Origin of the sequence: Nocardia sp. NPDC046473 (assembly GCF_040645995.1) — a bacterium.
GTDB lineage: Bacteria > Actinomycetota > Actinomycetes > Mycobacteriales > Mycobacteriaceae > Nocardia.
The window spans coordinates 452,915-469,512 of the sequence record NZ_JBEYZJ010000010.1 but is presented as its reverse complement, the minus strand read 5'-3'; the positions used below and the strand labels follow the sequence as shown (position 1 = coordinate 469,512).

Sequence of the window (16,598 nt, the reverse complement as noted above, 5' to 3'; positions counted from 1 at the left end):
CTTGAAGGCTAGCTCTCGTTGCTGAGAAAGACAAACCTTTCTAAGGTGGGACGGTGGCCACATCGGAAACGAATCCCGTGCCGTCGGTGAACCGGCGGCACGGAGCGGCGCTCGAGGCGGCGATCCTCGACGCCGGGTGGGATGAGCTGGCCGAGATCGGCTATGCGCGCCTGACCATGGGATCGGTCGCCAGGCGCGCCCAGACCAGCGAGCCCGTCCTCTACCGGCGCTGGGCGAACAAGGATGAACTCGTGCTTGCCATTTTCGACCGCTACCGAGACACCCATCCGGTCGCCGTGCCCGACACCGGCGATCTCCGCGCCGACCTGATCCACTACCTCACGGCGCTCAGCGACTCCCTCGCCGGATTCTTCGCTATCGCCGCCGGCGCCGCCTTCTCCGGGCTGCTCGCCAACACCGGCCAATCGCCCGCGCAGATCCGCGAACAAGCCATGGGTGAACAAGCACCGCCACAGGCGCGAACCATCTACCGCCAGGCCGCAGCGCGGGGCGAACTCGACCTCGACAACATTGCGCCCGCGATACTGGCCCTGCCCTTCGACCTCGTACGCCACGACCTGCTCATGGACCTCGAACCCCTGCGCATCGAACGCATCCACTCGATCGTCGATCAGATTTTCCTACCACTCATCCGAGTCCACCGCACGAACTGACGCCTCGGCACCGGTCACTTCCTGGTCCCTTGTAGCGCATGTGCCACAACACCCGATTCCGCAGCAGCGCATCCGATCCGAGGATCTCGGCAACCCGGCCCCGGGGCAGGGCCTTTCACACCGGTGCCGACGAATACTTGTGGCTTTCCACCATGCCTGTCTGCTCGCCCATGGTCAGTACGGCGCCTTGAACCGACGCGGCTCGCGGCGAAACGAGAAATCGTATGGCCTCCGCCACGGCGCCGGGTTGATTGCCACAGTGCGGGTCCACGGCATTGACCCGAACCCCCTTCGGCCCGTACTCCGCTGTCCATAGCCTGGTCAATGCGTTCAACGCCGCCGTCGCGGCGCGCATCGCCGTCCGGTCCCCTGGTCTCATCGCGGTGTCGAGGCCGCCCACATCGACGATCGCGCCGCGGCCACGGGCGGCCATGGCAGGCGCGAACGCCTCCGTCAACAGGAAAGGCGTCTTCACGTTCAGGTCGAACGCCATGTCGAACTCGTCCTCGACCGAGCCGTAGTCTGCCTCACCGGCATTGTTGACCAGCACCTCTACCGGCGACCCCGCCAGCAACCGGGTTATGTCGTCGATCAGACGATGTACCGCGGTGCAATCACCGAGATCGGCGACCACCTCCGCCGCACGACCCCCTGCCCATTCGATCAATTGACGAGTCTCCCGCACACCGGCACCGTCACGACCACACACCACCACCGAATACCCGTCCTCGGCCAACCGCAACGCGATCTCCCGCCCGACTCTCCCCGCAGAGCCGGCGACCACCGCCCACGAACTCCGACTTCGACCGCGGCCCACTGCATCTCGAGTCATCTGATGTCCACTCCTTGCCTTCTGCGGTGAGATCGGTTCGTTGCGACAGTCGTGTCCGGCGAGGAACGCGGGGTGAAGTTGTTCGACGGTGGCCAGTCGTTGCGCCTAGCGGGAGTCGGCATCGTTCCGGCTCACAGGACCACCTCGGCGAGGCGTTCGATGTCGTCGAGGTCGTCGGTGCCGGTATTGAAGATGATGTCGGTGGCTCCGATATCAGCGAACGACGACAGCGCCTGCTCGAGCTTGGCCGGTGAGTCGCATACCGTGCCGGTGACCAAGGCGGCGGTTTCCTCGCCCTTGGCGATGTAGTAGTCATAGATGTTCCGCTTGCCCGCGTCACCGTCTCCGAGGGCGAAGTACACGAGCGCAACCAGTCGCGGTTCGCCCTCGCGGCCGGCCCGCTGCCAGGCGTCGCGGGCCGCGTCGAAGCTCGGACGCACCGACGACACCGGTAGCGAAAAGCCGATGTATCCCTCGCCCCAGCGCGCCATCCGGTTCAGCGCGGCCGGTGCGGAGCCGCCGAACAACAAAGGCACCTGACGGGTGCCCGCCGGCACCGCCGGGTTCGGGCCACCGCCGACCGGTTCGCCGTGCCAGACCGAGCGGAACGTCTCGAGGTCCCGATCGAGCCGTGCGCCTCGACCGCGGGGGCCGTACCCGTCGGCAATGAAATCGTCCTCGCGCGCGCCGCCGACACCCAGTCCGGCGGTCAGTCGGCCGCCGGACACACCATCGATGCCGGCGAGTTCCTTGGCCAGCAAGGTCGAAGGCCAGGTGGGAGCGACCAATACGTTACTGATCAGCTCGACCCGGCTGGTCACGGCGGCGGCCGCGCTGAGAGCGACGGTGTCGGCAACTCCCGGGTAGGCGTTGCGGCCGACCGTGCCCAGGCTGCGGAAGCCCGCCTGCTCGGCCCGTTGCGCCCAAGCCGGAATAACCCGCGGGCGCACGTCGCGAACTTGGTTCGGCAGTCCGATACCAATTCTCATGGTGTCACTCACTTTGGATAGCGTTGCGGTTGAATGTTTTTCGGTGTTGCGGCGACCGGTCAGCAGTTGGGCAGGACCACCGCGCGGCCGGTGACCTTTCCGGCGCGCAGCCGTTCGTACGCGAGCGGGGCCCCGTCGAGGGTGTAGGTCTCGGTGCGAACCGACAGCGCACCCGCTCGGGCGAGGGCGATCACCTCGATGAGCTCACCACGGGTGCCCCAATACGGGGCGTAGGCACTCATGCCGGGTGGGACCAGCATGAAACCCATCCGCATCGCGCCTCCGCCGAGTCCGACATTGAGCACCCGTGCCTGCGCGGCGGCGGATGCGACCGCGATGCGGCCGGTCGCTTCCACCCCGACGAAGTCGAACACGGCCTCGGCGCCGAGGCCACCGGTGAGCGCGCGGATCGCTGCGGGCGCGGACTCGTCCGACACCAGCGCCTCGTGCGCGCCGACCGCCCCGGCCAGGGCCAGCTTGTCCTCGCTCACGTCGAGTGCGACGACCCGCGCCGGGGTGAGCGCGCGCAGCAGCTGGATCGCCACATGCCCCAGGCCGCCGACCCCGATCACCATCGCGGTCGAGCCCGGTACCAGCGCCGGCGATGCCCACTTGACGGCGTGGTACGGCGTCAGGCCGGCGTCGGTGAGCGACACGGCAGCCACCGGGTCGAGCCCGTCGCAGGGGACCAGGTGGCGCACGTCGTCGACGAGCAGGTACTGCGCGAGAGCTCCCGCAGCGCCCAGCCCTGGAGAACGGATGCCCAGCCGTCGGGTGTGCGGGCAGTAGTTCTCCCGGCCCGCCGCGCACGCGGCGCAGAGACCGCAGCCCCACGGCCCGTAGACGGCGACGCTGTCGCCGATCCGCACCCCGGTCGTGCCCTCGCCGAGCGCCGCCACCGTGCCAACGCCCTCGTGGCCGAGGGTCAGCGGAAGCGGGAACATCACGCGCTCCGCGGTCAGGTTCATCAGGGTGAGGTCGGAGTGACACAGGCCGGCCGCGGTGACCTGCACCACGACCTGGCCGGGACCCGGCTCGGGATCGGGGATCTCGACGACTTCGGGCGCCGCGCCGACGCTGCGGTACTGAACTGCTTTCATGAGAATCTCGCCTTCGTCTTGCGGAGCCGCCGGTCACCTGGTGCTGAGGACGAACCCGTCGTAGCCCGCCGCGGCAACGGCGTCGCACCGCTTGCGGTACGCGCCGAGGCCCCCGGCGTAGGGCATGAACACGCGCGGTTTGCCCGGCACATTGGCACCCAGGTACCAGGTACTGGCCTGGGAGTAGAGCAGTGCATTGCTCACGTCGTTGACGTGGTGCACCCAGTCCTGCTCGGCCCGCTCGCTCGCCTCGACCGCGACCACGCCACGCTCGCGGGCATAACCGATGCAGTCGGCGATCCACTCCACGTGCTGCTCGATCGACATCACCATGTTGGTCAGGACCGACGGGCTGCCGGGTCCGGCGACCAAGAACAGGTTGGGGAAACCGGCGCTCTGCAGGCCCAGGTAGGTGATCGGCCCCGCCGACCACTTGTCGCGCAGGGTGCGTCCGCTCCGGCCGCGGATGTCGATGGCGGCCAGGCTGCCGGTCATCGCGTCGAACCCGGTGGCGAAGACGATCGCGTCGACCTCGTGCTCGGTGCCGCCGACGACCACGCCGCGCTCGCTGAGCCGCTCGATCGGATTCTCGCTCACGTCGACCAGGCGGACGTTGTCGCGGTTGTAGGTGGCGTAGTAGCCGGTGTCCAGACAGGGGCGTTTGGCCCCGAACGGGTAGCCGCGCGGGCACAGTCGCTCGGCGGTATCCGGGTCGTCGACGATCTCGCGGATCTTGCCACGGACGAAGTCGGCGACCTGGTCGTTGACCGTCCGGTCGGTCATCACGTCGCGGTAGCTGGTGGTCAGGCCGGAAAGGGTGCCCGCCGCCCAGATCTCGTCGAACACCCGCTGCCGCTGGTCAGCGGTCGCGTCCAGCGCGCTGATGCTGCCCTCGGCGATCCTGGACATGCCGACGATGCCGTGGCGGGCCCGGTCGCGCAGCTCGGGGTAATGCGCCTTGAGCTCGTCGAGCTCACCGGGCTCGAGGTTGCGGTTGCGGGCGGGAATCGAGAAGGCGGCGGTGCGCTGGAAGACGGAGAGCCGGGCGGCCTGCTCGGCGATGACCGGGATGGACTGGATACCGGAGGAGCCCGTGCCGATCACGGCGACCCGCTTGCCGGTGAAGTCCACTCCACCGACCGGCCAGTGCGCGGTGTGGAACCACTCGCCGGCGAAGTCATCGATGCCGTCGATGGCGGGCAACTGAGACGACGACAGACAGCCGGTGGCCATCACACACCAGGTGGCCCGGTACTCCTCGCCCCGCTCGGTGCACACCGTCCACAACATCGCCGCCTCGTCGTAGTGCGCGCTGATAACGCGGGTGTTCAGCCGAATGTCGCGGCGTAGGCCGAAGCGGTCTGCGACGTGGTTGAGGTAGCGCAGCAGCTCGGGCTGCGCCGGGTAGCGTTCGCTCCATTCCCACTCCTGCTGCAGGTCCGCACTGAAAGAGTAGGAATAGTCGAAGCCCTCGACGTCGACCCGTGCGCCGGGGTAGCGGTTCCAGTACCAGGTGCCCCCGACTCCGTCGCCGGCTTCCAGGACCACCGCGTTCAGGCCGGTTTCGCGCAGCTTGTGCAGCATGTACAGCCCGGAGAATCCGGCACCGACGATGACGGCGTCGACCCGGGCCCGCACCGGACTCGAATGGACCCGCCTCGAACTCCTCATCTCGACCGACGCCGCGTCATCGGCCGCGGCTCGAAGGCCATCCGGAACACATTCTTATCGCCGGGTTCGACCTCACCCGCGATACCGATCGTGGTCAGTGCGTCAGTCATGATCGAATTCTCGAGCACAGCGCCACGAACGCGCTGCCCGGTAATCGGCCACAGATGTTCAACATCAGGCCACCACCTGCGCCGTCGCAGGCCGCCGACCCCGCGTGCCGATTCGGAGCCGAAACCGCTGGCTTCGGCGATGCGCACGTCGCGGCCATCGAAACTCAGGACCGCGACCCGATGCGCGGTCGCGGCCGGTGGCAGAACAACCTCACCCATGTCGCCTTTCTGTCATGAGGAGAGTGGTGCCCGGCGCCGCGGTGCCGTCACGTTCGCCGGTGAACAGCGGTCCGGCCGGCGGGGCAGTGTAGAACTCGCGCAGTCGGCGCAGGGCCTGCGGCAATTCACGGCGCTGTGCGGGATCGGCCACCTTGCGGGCGAACAGCCGCATCAGGTCGTGCTGCCGATAGTGGCCGAGCTTCGGTGTCTGCAACATGCCGTGATCGACGAGGGCCTCGCAGAACTGCTCGGCCTCGGCCCGCTCCCGGTCGAGTAGCGCCGCAACGGCCGCGACCGACAACTCGAGTGCTTCGGCGAACGCGAGGAGGACGAAGGCGCGCGCGAGCTCGGGCACGAGCAGCCGATAGCTTCCCCGGAACACCGATTCCACGCTGGTGTTGCCGAGGGTGAGTTCAGTCAGTCGCTGGTGCTCGTCGGCCAGGCGCTCGGCGACCGTGGTGAGTCGCCAGTGGGGCCGGGTCGCGAGTCGTGCACCGACGATATGCAAGGCGACAGGCACGTTTCCGCACGCGCGCAGGATCTCGCGGGCCGCGCCGGGTTCATCCGATAACCGTCGGGTGGTCACCAGCCGCTGCAGCAGCGTCCGTGCTTCGTCGGTGGTGAGGACGCCGAGTGGGACCAGTCGCGCACCGAACAGTTCCGCCAGGCTCGACCGGCTGGTGACCAGCACCGCCGCCGCGCCGACGCCCGGTAGCAGCGGGGTGAGCTGGTCGACGTCGCGCGCATTGTCCAGAATCAGCAGTATGCGCTTATCTGTTACGGTGTTGCGCCACAACACCATTCGCCCGGTCGCGTCCGACGGCAGCTCGCCGGGCCCGACACCGATCTTTCGCAACGCGACCGTCAGCAACATATCGGCTGATGGCGGGCGCTCTTCCGTACCACCGAGATCGAGATACAACGACCCGTCCGGATAGTGGGTGCGCACCTGATGAGCGAGATGCATGGCGAATGCGGTTTTTCCGATGCCGCCCATGCCGGTGATCGCGATCGCCCGCCGATGCTCGGTGTCGGCGCCGAGCATTTCGGTGAGCTCGTGCACTAGATTCGCGCGTCCGACGAAATCGGCCAGGTCGGGAGGCAGTTTCGTCGCGGCGTATCGCGGCGGCTCGGCCGCCAGCAGCTGCTGATGCAGCCTGACCATCTCCGGGCCGGGGCTGAGGCCGAATTCGTCGGCGAGCACGCGGTGTGCGTTGCGATACGTGTTGAGCGCTTCGACCCGCCGCCCGCCGCGGGAGAGGGCGACCATGAGCAGTTCGTGCCAACGCTCGCGGTGTGGTTCGGCCGCGACGAGCGTCTGTGCTTCCATGATTGCCACCGAATACCGGCCGCGATCCAGTGCGACGCAGATCGTCGCCTCACCTAGCTCCGAACGCAGCCTGGCCAGGCGATTCCGCTCCTGGTCGGCCCACGGTCCGGGCAGACCGACCAAGGGGTCTCCCCGCCACAGACTCCGCGCTGTCCCCAGTTTGGTTTCCGCTCGATCCGCCGCTCCCGATCGACGGTCGGCTTCTGCGGCGGCGATGAGTGCCTCGACCTGCACGACATCGAACCGCACCGGCAGGCACAGTCGATACCCGCCCTGAGTCGAATCGAGCCACTCGAACCCGGCACCCGCGCCGCCGTACGCATCGAACTCTCTGCGCAGGGCGGATATATGGTTGCGCAGCACACTGATTGCCGATGTCGGCGGGTTGTCGGACCATATTCGCCCGATCAGCTCCGGCGCCGTCAGTGTGCACCCGTGTTCGGTCGCGAGTATCGCCAGCACGGCCAGCATCTGCGGCGCGGCGATATCCAGGCGATGGTTGTCCAACCACGCCGTTACCGGTCCCAGTACCGATAACCGAAGTTCCGTAGGCCTCGTCGGACGAGTACCCGGGTTCCGCCGTGCTGACAACTGGTCCCTCACATTCGAACATCGAGGCTGTCCGGTGGACTCTGCGATGCCGACTCCGTCCGTGTCGACTAAGACAAATTGATTTGACCGTAAGTCAACCAGAATGTCGCGGGTGACGTCAATCGCCACGAAGCGAGCCCGAGAGCTCAGCAGCGTCCACCAGGGCCAGGCCCGAAGCGGAGCAGTGACGGACAGCGAGTCCCGCGCCGAACGTTCGAGTGCCGTTCACGGCGAAGAGGTGAACCATACGAAAGCCTCCCCGACCATCGCGCGAGAGCCGATTTCGCGGACGCCCCGCACTGGCAAGCACGGACCGGATGTCGATGACGGAGAACGCCTTCCGGGCAAGCCCGTCGTCCAATACCCGGGCCGGGCCAGAGTCTTGCATAGTTAATATTAACTGTGCAAGACTGAAGGCATGAGCAACACGTCTTACCTCGCACAGACCTCAGTCCCTCTGATCTGGCCGCTGATCGCGGTCGTCGGCGCACTTGTTGCTACCCGGCACAGTCCTTCTCGCGCGGCCGCATTGGAGACATGGCAGCGGTGGTGGGCTGTAGTCGCGCTCGGCTTCGGCAGTTTGTGGATGACGTTCGCGTTCTTCACGGTGCCGAAGGTGATGGCGACCGCGATCGGGTTCGACTCGACTCCGTTCCAGTTCGAGATCGCCTTTGCCAACCTCGGGCTCGCGGTGATGGGTTTTCGTGCCGTCTCGGCCTCGGCTCGTGAGCGGATCACCATCGGCCTGGGTGCGGGAATGTTCTTGTGGGGCGCGCTGATCGGGCACGTCTACCAGTGGTTCGCGCACGGCGATCACGCTCCTGGCAACACTGGTGGGGTCCTGGTCTGCGACCTGCTTCTCCCCGCGGTCATGATCGCCCTCGCCTACCGCGCACAACGACTGTCCACACCGCAGCCTGGGACTTCGAAACTGTTGTCCAGCAACATGAGTGACTCGTCGCACGCAGCCGGGAGCAGGCAGGCATGAACACGGCGATCGTGATCGGCGGCGGAATCGGCGGGTTGAGCGCGGCACTCGGCCTCGAGCGCGCCGGCCGGCGGGTGACGGTACTGGAACGGGCGGAGCAGTTTCGCCCAGTCGGCGCCGGGTTGATGCTGGCACCCAACGCAGTGCGAGCGCTGAACTGGCTGGGACTGGCGGAGGAGCTGCGTTCGCTGGATGCCGCGCAGGGCGCCACAGGGATTCGGACCGCATCGGGCAGGTGGCTGTTGCGCGGCGATGTCACCGAAGTCGTCCGTCGGTTCGGTGTCCCCGGGTACATGCTGCACCGGGCCGACGCACACGCCGTGCCGATCGGGGCACTGCGGCATACCAACCTGCGGACCGGCCACCAGGTCACCGAGGTGGATCCCGACACGGGCACCGTGACGTTCCACCGTGACGTTCCAGCGTCCCACCGGCGAAACCGCAACGCTCAGCGCGGAACTCGTCGTCGCTGCGGACGGCATCGCCAGTACCACACGGGCACAACTGTTTCCAGACCATCCAGGACCGGTCTACGCCGGGTACCTCACCTGGCGCGGCGTGGTACCGGCCGAGGCCGCCGCCGACATCGAAGTGGGCCGCTCGTTGGTCGAGAGCTGGGGGCGCGGTCAGCGATTCGGCATCATGCCGCTTACCGGAGGCTCGATCTACTGGTACGCCACACTGTCGGCCCCGCCGAACTCCCACGCCCACGCGAACATCGAGACGGTCGCGCGACTCTTCCGCGACTGGCACGACCCGATCCCCCGCCTGATCGCCGCCACTCCACTGAATTCGCTACTGCGACACGACATTCAGTCCTTGGAAACACCGCTGCCCACCTACGCCTCCGGCCGGGTCATCCTGCTCGGTGACGCCGCGCACGCGATCACCCCTGACCTCGGGCAAGGCGCGGCACAGGCGCTCGAGGACGCCGCGACACTGAACGCGCTCGCCACCACAGCGTCCACCGTGCAATCCCTGACAGCCGACTACGACCAGGCACGGCGCGAACGAACCCAGCAACTGGCGCGAGCCTCGGCTGCGGCCGGGCGGGTCGCGCAATGGCGCAATCCGCTGAAGGTCGCGTTCCGGAACAGCCTCGTCTGGCTGACACCGCGGTCGTCGTACCTGAATTCATTGAACGACACCTTCTCCTGGACGCCCGAAACCGCCTCCGCGAGAGAAACAGTGGCGGCCACCGCACGATCCGAGGCGGGCAACTGATGCGCACGGTCCTGATGCTGTTCGACAGTCTCAACCGCCGGTTCCTGCCGCCCTACGGCGCCGATTGGGTACACGCCCCGAACTTCACCCGCCTCGCCGCGCACACGGTGCGGTTCGACAACTGCTACGGCGGCTCGATGCCGTGCATGCCCGCCCGCCGCGAGATGCACACCGGCCGCCACAACTTTCTGCACCGTTCCTGGGGTCCCTTGGAACCTTTCGACGACTCGGTGCCGGAGCTGCTGTCCGCGGCGGGAGTCTACTCGCACCTGGTCACCGACCATCCGCACTACTGGGAGGACGGCGGAGCGACGTACCACAGCCGATTCCGCACCTTCGAGTTCTTCCGCGGGCAGGAGGGCGACGCGTGGAAGGGACAGGTCGCCGATCCGCCGCAACCGCAGAGCCCGCGCCGGGTCCGAAACCAGCTGTGGCGCCAGGATCTCGTCAACCGGCAGTACCTCACCGAACCGGCCGATCACCCACAGATCCGAACGGTGCACGCCGGCCTCGAGTTCATCCGCACCAATCACGCCGAGGACGCGTGGTTCCTGCAGATCGAGTGCTTCGACCCGCACGAACCGTACTTCTCGCACCGCGAATTCCAGCGCCACTATCCCGCATTGGACGCGACAGGCCCGTCCCCGGCGTGGCCCGACTACAAGCGGGTGGCCGAAGATCCGGAAACCGTGGACCGTATGCGCGCCGAGTACGCCGCGCTGCTGACGATGTGCGACGCGTCGCTGGGTCGCGTCCTCGACGTCTTCGACGAGCTGGGCCTGTGGGACGACACGCTGCTGATCGTGTGCACCGACCACGGTTTCCTGCTCGGCGAGCACGGCTGGTGGGGCAAGAACGTGCAGCCCTGGTACGACGAGAACATCCACACACCACTGTTCGTCTGGGATCCGGTGGCCCGGACGAAAGCAGGCACTTGCCAGGAACTGGTTCAGACCATCGACTTCGGCCCCACTCTGCTGGACTTCTTCGGTATCCAGCCAACTGCGGATATGCAAGGCCGGTCCCTACTTTCGCTGCTGCGCGACCCGGCGCCGGGCAGGCATCGAGCGGGGGCGTTGTTCGGGATCTTCGGCGGGCACGTCAATGTCACCGACGGGCGTTACGTGTACCTGCGCGCCCCGGCCGCATCGGGCAACGCACCGCTTTTCGAGCACACCTTGATGCCCACCCACATGGCATCCCGTTTCACCCCAGGCGAATTGGAGAACGCGCAGCTGGTCGACCCGCTCCCGTTCACCAAGAACGTCCCGGTGCTGCGGCTACCCGGGTTCGCCGTCGGTGACCCGTTCGACTTCGGCACGGCCCTGTTCGATCTGGAAAGCGATCCCCGCCAAAAGAACCCGATGATCGATGACGACCTCGAACTGCGGATGATCAACCTCCTGCTGGAACTCATGCACGCGAACGACGCGCCGGAATCCCAGTTCACCCGCCTCGGACTTCCCCTCGAGGGGCCCGCCGATTCCCGGCACCTACTGGCCCGGACTCAACTGCGCGCCTACCAGGAAGCCGTTGCCCCACTGCCGATTCCGGCGGACTTCCGCACCGGACGGCCGGGGGTGAACACACCGATCACCGATCTGCTCGCCACCGCAGGCACCCGCGCGATCGTCGAGGCGGCGCTTGGGCCCGCGATCGCCCGCATCGCCGAGCAGACCGGATCGGTCACCCTTCTCGACCTCACCGATTTCACCCCGGTGCTGACCAGGCGAACCCTGCACCAGCTCGATCGGGCACTGGCCGAAAGCTGACCGGTCCCCCACCACTCTCAGTGAGGTATTCCGTTGACAGACACCGTCATACCGGCGTCCCCGACAACCACCGGCGCCCCGGTGATCGTCCCCGGCCGCTGGCGCAGACTCGCCCTCGTCGTCGCTCCGCTGTGGGCCGACAACAACGAATCGAGTGTGCTCAGCACCCTCGCCCCGGTCATCGTCGCGGCGGTCGCGGCGCCTGCGGCCGCGGTCGGCTACCTGACCTCCATCGGAAAGTTCATCAGCATCGTCTGCGGGCCGCTGTGGGCGTGGGTGGCACGCAGGACCAACCGCAAGGTCGCCTTCGCCGTGGCCTCCGGCCTCGCCGGAATCGCCACCGCCGCAACCGGTCTCGCGCAGAGCTACACCCAGCTCATTGTCCTGTACGGAGTGTCGGCCGTATTCATCGCCGCGGCACTGCCGATCGCCAGCGAAATCACCGCCGACCTGTTCGACGATGCTGCGCGCGGCCGCGCCAATGGTTACACCTGGGGCGCGATCTCACTCCTCGGCTCGGTGCTCGGGCCACTGATCGGGCAGTTGTCCCGCGTGCCCGACGGCTGGCGCTACGGATTCTTCGCCTGGGGTGCTGTCACCGTGCTCACCGCCGTGCTGCTGGCCGTGTTCTTCACCGATCCCGCCGTCGGCGCCAGCGACATCGCCCCGCAGCAGGCCGAAGACAGCCGGATCACCTGGACCAAGGTGCGGCAGATGCTCCGGATCCCCACCTTCGTCCTCATGCTGATCCAGCGGCTCATCTCCGGTCACCTGCTGATCATGAGCTTCGGCATCGTCTTCCTCGTACACACTTACGGCTTCACCACCGCGGTCGCGTCCATCGTCACCCTCCCCTTCGGCATCGGCTATCTCCTCGGTACCTTCGGCGGCAGCCTGGCCACCGACTTCCTGCAGAGCAGGCTGCCCAGGATCGGACGCGTCATCGTCCTGCAGTTCGCCCAACTCGGCTTCGGTGTAGTCGCCGTGGTGGGCACCCAGCACGACTGGGGTGGCATCGGGGTCTTCGCCGGATTCTGGGCGGTGCTCGGCTTCATGCAGGGTCTGAATCCGGGGGTGAACCGGCCCATCGTGGCGGCGGTCGTACCGCCCGAAATGCGCGGCGCTGCATTCGCGCTGCTGCTGTCGGTGTTCGAAGCCCTCGCCTACGCATTGTTCAACCTCGTCGCCGGTCTACTCACCGATGTGATCGGCCTGCGTGGCGTAATGCTGTGGATCCCAGGCATTCTCATGCTCGTCAACGCCGCCTTCTGCACCATTCTGTATCGCACCTATCCCCGCGACGTCGAACGGCAACGCGCCCTCCTGGTCGAGCGAACCCGACTCGCGGCGGCCGGATGAACCGCGCCCGGCACCCGATCGAACAGGCACACCTGCCCGGCGGGACCTTCGCACTGGGCGACCCGCACCGCGACGGATTCCACGCCGACGGCGAAACACCGGTGCACGCCGTAGAACTCTCGCCGTTCGCGATCGACACGACCACCGTCACCAATGCCGCCTTCGCGACATTCGTCGAACAGACCGGGTACGAAACCGATGCGGAAAAGTTCGGGCACTCCGCCGTCTTCCACCTCGTGCTGGCAGCCGACGAGGCAGACCTCATCCGCCCCACCACTCGTACGCCGTGGTGGATAACGGTGCAGGGCGCGAACTGGCGGCACCCACAGGGACGGCATTCCAGCATCGAGGACCGCGGCGATCACCCAGTCGTGCAGGTCTCCTGGCACGACGCGATCGCCTACTGCGATTAGGCAGGCCGCCGCCTCCCGACCGAAGCGGAGTGGGAGTTCGCCGCGCGCGGCGGCCTGCCCGGGGCCCGCTATCCGTGGGGTGACGAAGCCCCGGATGCCGACGGCCGGTGGCGCGCGAACATCTGGCCGGGCACCTTCCCAACCACCATGCAGGAGAACCAATTCCGCACCACCGCACCGGTGCGCACCTACCAGCCCAACGGGTACGGACTCTGGCAAACAGCCGGAAACGTCTGGGAATGGTGCGCCGACCACTTCTCCCCCAACACCTACACCCACGACGCCCGAACAGGCCACGTACGCGATCCCCAAGGCCCCGCAACCGGACATTCGCGAGTCCTGCGCGGCGGCTCATACCTCTGCCACGACAGCTACTGCACCAGATACCGCACCGCCGCCCGATCCTCCAACACCCCGGATTCCACCATGGGCAACGCGGGCTTCCGCACCGCCGCCACCTATGCGCCCGGGTAATTCGGCGGAACCGCGAACGCGGCTCGACCTCGTCGGCAACCAGCGTTTCGAAGTGCGGTGCGGTACGCGGTGATCAGCGTGCACCGAACATCTGAGTCCACCACGGTCCCGTGTCGAGCAACGAATTTCCGCGCCCGGTAGTGCCTTTCAGCGCACCGACGCCCACCGATGTCCAGGAGCATTTGAGCAGTTCCTCCCGGTGACCCGAGCTGCTCATCCAGCCCTGCATGGCCTCCCTGGGGTTACTCGCCCCCAGCGCGATGATCTCCGAAACCTCGCCCCGATAGCCTTGCGCCTTCGCCCGGTGCTCCGGGTAGGGGTGGGCAGGGTCGGGGCTGATGTGGTCGAAGTACCTTCGGTCTCGCATTTCCTGGTTGTGCAGGCGCGCGGCCCGGGTCAACCGCTCATCCAGTCGTAGTGGCCGACAACCCTTCTTGCTTCGCTCGGCATTGGTGAGATCGAGGATCTGCTGCTCCCACGCCGTCGCACCCTCGCCCGGTTTCGTCGGCTCCTCGGGTCTCGTCGGATCCTCGGGTCTCGTCGGATCCTCGGGTCTCGTCGGCTCTTCTGGTTTCGCCGGCTCGGGGTCGCCGCCCGAACAGTCGGGCGCCGCCGGTTCGTCGGTTCCGGTATCGACGAAGGCGTCGCTGATCCACCGACCGCTGTCGAGCTTGTCCCACACGTCGGTGGCAGCCCATGCGCCCTTGACGCGGTCGCCACGAGTCGTGCACACGATCGTCACCCGATTGCCGTGCCGAATCCGGCCGACCTTCGGACTCCGCAAGCTCGGACCGGACCGCACATTGACCGGCCAGCGGCCGTTCGGCGACTCGACGGTGCCCGTCACCGGCTCGTCCGGCTCAGCCTCGGCCGGTCCGGCCAGCGCTCCCCCGGTGACGACAGCAACCACGCATACCGCACCGAACGCGGCCCGCGACCGCCGACCAGTGCGCTCCCGCAACGCATTCCACATCTTCAACCCGATATTCATCGACATCGCCGCTCCTGCTGGACATTTGGCGATTCGATGGCGGTGACTACGATTCTCACAACTCTCCGTATTCGCTCTGATCCAGTTCCGATCAACGGTGAAGCCACCTTGATCCACATGCTGATCAGTACCGAAGCGTAGAGGCCGATAACGCGGCTGCCGAGTTACATTAGGTCGCGGTAATTCGAGTCAAGGTCAGCCTGAAACCGACACCGCGATCCAGCAGCCGGACATGCTCGACCGCGTGGATGTTGCTGACAATCAACACAATTCATGGCGGAATGGTCACCGCAGCGGCAGTCTGTTGCTTGCGATGAGAGCTAGAGCGCCGTCGAGAGCGCGACGGAGAGCCTGGGGGTCCCGGCGAGCCTGGGTGAGCATCAGGCCGCCTTGGAGGCTGGCCAGGGTCGAGGCGGCAAGCCAGCCGACATCGGCGTCGGGCCGTAGCTCGCCGGCATCGACCATGGCGGCCAATCCGGCGTGGATGGCGGCCTCCCAACGGTCGAAGCCGGACGCCAGTACCGCACGGATGCTGTCGTCACGTTCGCCGAGCTGACCGACGAGATTCGCGATCGGACAGCCACCTTCGCCACCTCGCTGCTGCTGGAGCTCGACCAGCGCATCGGCCCACCGCACCAATCCCGCCCAGGTTCCGAGCCCGGCGAACAGCTCGTCCTGGGCGCCGAGCACCGCATCGTTGGTGGCTTCGGCGACCGCGCGCAGCAGGTCGGCCTTGTCGTCGAAATAGTGGTAGAGCTGGCTGCGCGAGGCACCCGAGCGCGCGCCCACCTCGTCCAGGCTGGCCCCGAGGGCACCGTGCTCGGCCACCACCTCGCGCGCGGCGGAGACGATGCGTTCCTGGGTCCGGCGTCCCCTTTCGGTGGTCGGCTCTGCTCGCATGGACACAGTATCCCCCGAACTGGACTTGACAGTCCAGTAGTGCGTAGTCGACACTACCGCTGGACTGAGTAGTCCAGTTCGTGCCAGTACTCGACAAGACGTCCAAGGAAGCGCCCATGCCTACCATCAGTCAACAATCCGACGAGCTCAAAGCCGCAGCGGCACAAAGCCTTCCGGCCGAGGTGATCGATGCGTTCGATCGCAGCGTCCAAGGCTTTCGCGAACAAGGCATCCCAGCGGAGACGATCCGGCCCGGAGACAAACTGGAGTCCTTCACCCTCGACGACGCCACCGGCACACCGGTCGACCTCGACCAGATCCTCGCGACCGGTCCGGCGGTGCTCGTCTTCTACCGCGGCGGCTGGTGCCCCTACTGCAACCTGACACTGCGCACTTACCAGCGTGAACTGTTGCCCCGACTCGGCGAATTCGGCGCCCGCTTGGTGGCGATCAGCCCGCAATCCCCCGATCAGTCGCTGTCCACCGCGGAAAAGGCGGAGCTCGATTTCACCGTGCTGTCCGATCCCGGCAGCCGGCTGGCCCACCGGCTCGGCATCGCTTTCCAGCAGACCGACGAAGTGCTCGCCGCGCAGCGCACCCTGGGCCTGCACCTGGACCGAGTCAACGCCGAAGCCTCGGTCCACCTCCCCCGCCCCACCGTTCTGATCGTCGACCAGAACCACATTGTCCGCTTCGTCGACGTCCACCCCGACTACACCACCCGCACTGAAGTCGCCGACATCGTGACCGCCCTGGACAACCTGCGCTGACCGCACCCGCGACCAACGGGCCGCTGCTACCGGGTTTACGAACGATCCGCTTTCGTCCCGCCAAGGATCCGGCGGCAGTGCGAGGGCGATCCGACCAGCCGGGGAGGGCACGAACACGATACGTGCTTGTGCCCCATCGGATTCGGCGCCGGGGAACCGTTCACCACTCCCCCGGTACCGATTCCGCCCCG

Annotated in this window: 14 protein-coding genes and 2 pseudogenes; 8 read left to right on the top strand and 8 right to left on the bottom strand. The window is 67.0% G+C overall.

Going from position 1 to position 16,598, the window contains the following annotated elements; all coding sequences use genetic code 11:
* Nucleotides 1-53: 53 nt before the first annotated feature.
* Nucleotides 54-674 carry a TetR/AcrR family transcriptional regulator gene (locus tag ABZ942_RS35275; RefSeq protein ID WP_357389810.1) on the top strand — a complete coding sequence of 207 codons (621 nt, stop codon included), beginning with the start codon at nucleotides 54-56 and terminating at the stop codon, nucleotides 672-674.
* 115 nt (nucleotides 675-789) lie between these two features.
* Here the strand turns inward: ABZ942_RS35275 and ABZ942_RS35270 are convergent, their stop codons facing one another.
* The 6 genes from ABZ942_RS35270 to ABZ942_RS35245 all read right to left on the bottom strand — a co-directional run bounded on the left by ABZ942_RS35270 (nucleotide 790) and on the right by ABZ942_RS35245 (nucleotide 7,432).
* Nucleotides 790-1,506 (bottom strand): SDR family oxidoreductase, encoded by a 717-nt coding sequence (locus ABZ942_RS35270; protein ID WP_357389808.1) that lies wholly within the window; start codon nucleotides 1,504-1,506, stop codon nucleotides 790-792.
* A gap of 131 nt (nucleotides 1,507-1,637) precedes the next feature.
* Complete coding sequence (locus ABZ942_RS35265; protein ID WP_357389806.1) at nucleotides 1,638-2,507, bottom strand: LLM class flavin-dependent oxidoreductase; 870 nt, start codon at nucleotides 2,505-2,507, stop codon at nucleotides 1,638-1,640.
* Nucleotides 2,508-2,554: 47 nt separating this feature from the next.
* The gene (locus tag ABZ942_RS35260) at nucleotides 2,555-3,595 is read right to left on the bottom strand and encodes an NAD(P)-dependent alcohol dehydrogenase (protein WP_357389804.1); all 1,041 of its coding nucleotides are present in this window, start codon (nucleotides 3,593-3,595) and stop codon (nucleotides 2,555-2,557) included.
* Nucleotides 3,596-3,628: 33 nt separating this feature from the next.
* Nucleotides 3,629-5,266, bottom strand: a complete 1,638-nt coding sequence (locus ABZ942_RS35255; protein WP_357389802.1) for an NAD(P)/FAD-dependent oxidoreductase — start codon at nucleotides 5,264-5,266, stop codon at nucleotides 3,629-3,631.
* Nucleotides 5,263-5,595, bottom strand: a complete 333-nt coding sequence (locus tag ABZ942_RS35250; protein ID WP_357389800.1) for a hypothetical protein — start codon at nucleotides 5,593-5,595, stop codon at nucleotides 5,263-5,265. The genes ABZ942_RS35255 and ABZ942_RS35250 overlap by 4 nt, the downstream gene beginning before the upstream one ends.
* Nucleotides 5,588-7,432, bottom strand: a complete 1,845-nt coding sequence (locus ABZ942_RS35245) for a BTAD domain-containing putative transcriptional regulator (protein ID WP_357389798.1) — start codon at nucleotides 7,430-7,432, stop codon at nucleotides 5,588-5,590. The genes ABZ942_RS35250 and ABZ942_RS35245 overlap by 8 nt, the downstream gene beginning before the upstream one ends.
* Before the next feature lie 502 nt (nucleotides 7,433-7,934).
* Between ABZ942_RS35245 and ABZ942_RS35240 the strand changes: the two genes are divergently transcribed.
* From ABZ942_RS35240 to ABZ942_RS35215, 6 genes and pseudogenes are all read left to right on the top strand, one after another.
* Entirely contained in the window at nucleotides 7,935-8,504 is a 570-nt protein-coding gene (locus ABZ942_RS35240) for a DUF6790 family protein (RefSeq protein ID WP_357389796.1), read from the top strand.
* Nucleotides 8,501-8,725: pseudogene (locus tag ABZ942_RS35235) on the top strand (FAD-dependent oxidoreductase); the annotation flags it as partial. The gene ABZ942_RS35240 and the pseudogene ABZ942_RS35235, both read left to right, overlap by 4 nt.
* 190 nt (nucleotides 8,726-8,915) lie before the next feature.
* Nucleotides 8,916-9,728 carry an FAD-dependent monooxygenase gene (locus tag ABZ942_RS35230; RefSeq protein WP_357389795.1) on the top strand — a complete coding sequence of 271 codons (813 nt, stop codon included), beginning with the start codon at nucleotides 8,916-8,918 and terminating at the stop codon, nucleotides 9,726-9,728.
* Nucleotides 9,728-11,500 carry a sulfatase-like hydrolase/transferase gene (locus tag ABZ942_RS35225; RefSeq protein ID WP_357389793.1) on the top strand — a complete coding sequence of 591 codons (1,773 nt, stop codon included), beginning with the start codon at nucleotides 9,728-9,730 and terminating at the stop codon, nucleotides 11,498-11,500. The genes ABZ942_RS35230 and ABZ942_RS35225 overlap by 1 nt, the downstream gene beginning before the upstream one ends.
* 33 nt (nucleotides 11,501-11,533) lie before the next feature.
* Nucleotides 11,534-12,859 carry an MFS transporter gene (locus tag ABZ942_RS35220; protein WP_357389791.1) on the top strand — a complete coding sequence of 442 codons (1,326 nt, stop codon included), beginning with the start codon at nucleotides 11,534-11,536 and terminating at the stop codon, nucleotides 12,857-12,859.
* Nucleotides 12,856-13,746: pseudogene (locus tag ABZ942_RS35215) on the top strand (formylglycine-generating enzyme family protein). Before ABZ942_RS35220 ends, ABZ942_RS35215 begins: the two are co-directional and overlap by 4 nt.
* A gap of 73 nt (nucleotides 13,747-13,819) precedes the next feature.
* On the opposite strand, the gene ABZ942_RS35210 reads toward ABZ942_RS35215, so the two are convergent.
* Both ABZ942_RS35210 and ABZ942_RS35205 read right to left on the bottom strand, forming a co-directional pair.
* Nucleotides 13,820-14,743, bottom strand: coding sequence for a CAP domain-containing protein (locus tag ABZ942_RS35210; protein ID WP_357389790.1), 924 nt, complete (start codon nucleotides 14,741-14,743; stop codon nucleotides 13,820-13,822).
* Between the two features lie 279 nt (nucleotides 14,744-15,022).
* Complete coding sequence (locus tag ABZ942_RS35205) at nucleotides 15,023-15,637, bottom strand: TetR/AcrR family transcriptional regulator (protein ID WP_357389788.1); 615 nt, start codon at nucleotides 15,635-15,637, stop codon at nucleotides 15,023-15,025.
* 116 nt (nucleotides 15,638-15,753) lie between these two features.
* Between ABZ942_RS35205 and ABZ942_RS35200 the strand changes: the two genes are divergently transcribed.
* The gene (locus tag ABZ942_RS35200) at nucleotides 15,754-16,407 is read left to right on the top strand and encodes a peroxiredoxin-like family protein (RefSeq protein WP_357389786.1); all 654 of its coding nucleotides are present in this window, start codon (nucleotides 15,754-15,756) and stop codon (nucleotides 16,405-16,407) included.
* Nucleotides 16,408-16,598: the final 191 nt, after the last annotated feature.

Bases quoted from the DNA above. Each gene is read 5' to 3' on its own strand.
- ABZ942_RS35210 (WP_357389790.1), bottom strand. From the start codon at position 14,743: ATGTCGATGAATATCGGGTTGAAGATGTGGAATGCGTTGCGGGAGCGC.
- ABZ942_RS35250 (WP_357389800.1), bottom strand. From the start codon at position 5,595: ATGGGTGAGGTTGTTCTGCCACCGGCCGCGACCGCGCATCGGGTCGCG.
- ABZ942_RS35225 (WP_357389793.1), top strand. From the start codon at position 9,728: ATGCGCACGGTCCTGATGCTGTTCGACAGTCTCAACCGCCGGTTCCTG.
- ABZ942_RS35255 (WP_357389802.1), bottom strand. From the start codon at position 5,266: ATGAGGAGTTCGAGGCGGGTCCATTCGAGTCCGGTGCGGGCCCGGGTC.
- ABZ942_RS35205 (WP_357389788.1), bottom strand. From the start codon at position 15,637: ATGCGAGCAGAGCCGACCACCGAAAGGGGACGCCGGACCCAGGAACGC.
- ABZ942_RS35240 (WP_357389796.1), top strand. From the start codon at position 7,935: ATGAGCAACACGTCTTACCTCGCACAGACCTCAGTCCCTCTGATCTGG.
- ABZ942_RS35270 (WP_357389808.1), bottom strand. From the start codon at position 1,506: ATGACTCGAGATGCAGTGGGCCGCGGTCGAAGTCGGAGTTCGTGGGCG.
- ABZ942_RS35200 (WP_357389786.1), top strand. From the start codon at position 15,754: ATGCCTACCATCAGTCAACAATCCGACGAGCTCAAAGCCGCAGCGGCA.
- ABZ942_RS35260 (WP_357389804.1), bottom strand. From the start codon at position 3,595: ATGAAAGCAGTTCAGTACCGCAGCGTCGGCGCGGCGCCCGAAGTCGTC.